Genomic DNA, 794 nt, shown 5'->3' with positions numbered 1-794 from the left:
ATCTGGAAATTGACGAAACGCTCGGCGCGCGCCGAGCGTTTCGTCAATTTCCAGATCGAGTCGCTGCTGAAGCCGCTGGTCGATTTGAAGAATGCCGACCAGCTCACCGGCATCGCGCGCGGCATCGCCTTCCAGCTCGTCGAGCATTTCGGCCTGATCAATCGCCGCGACATCGCCGAAGAGATGAAGTCGCTCGATCAGGAAGGCCGCGCGGCGCTCCGCCGGCTCGGCGTGCGCTTCGGCGCCTACCATGTCTTCGTGCCGGCGTTGATCAAGCCGGCTCCAGCCGGGCTGGTGACCTTGCTCTGGGCGCTAAAGAACGACGGCAAGGACAAGCCGGGCTTCGGCGACGTGGTGCATGCGCTGGCCTCCGGCCGCACCTCGGTCGTCATCGACCCGGCCTTCGACAAGACCTTCTACAAGCTCGCCGGCTACCGCAATCTCGGCCGCCGCGCCGTGCGCGTTGATATCCTCGAGCGGCTTGCCGACCTCATCCGCCCGGCGACCAACTGGAAGCCCGGCCTCGGCCAGCGTCCGGACGGCGCCTATGACGGCCACGCCTTCATGGTGACGCCGCCGATGATGTCGATCCTCGGCGCCACTGCCGACGACATGGAAGAGATCCTCAAGGGTCTCGGCTATCGCGCCGAGGCGAAGCCTGCCGCCGAAGTGAAGGCGAAGCTCGAAGCCCAGGACAATGCCGCCCGCGAGGCGGCGGCGGCGAAGCTGGCGGCGGAAGAAGCGGCGCATGCCGCGCAGGCAGCGGCGGCCGAAGTTGCGACGACGGACACGGT

General features: G+C 67.0%; 1 protein-coding gene (running past one end of the window). It reads left to right on the top strand.

Translation table 11 applies throughout. The features are described 5' to 3' along the window. Window positions 1-794: part of a helicase-related protein coding region (locus tag E5X34_RS24580; RefSeq protein WP_292570076.1), annotated on the top strand (this coding region is incomplete at its 3' end). 1,749 nt of the annotated region lie to the left of the window's left edge; the window shows 794 of its 2,543 annotated nt.

The organism is Mesorhizobium sp., from assembly GCF_004963255.1.
GTDB lineage: Bacteria > Pseudomonadota > Alphaproteobacteria > Rhizobiales > Rhizobiaceae > Mesorhizobium.
The sequence above is the reverse complement of the archived record's forward strand: the minus strand, read 5'-3'. Positions and strand labels throughout refer to the sequence as shown.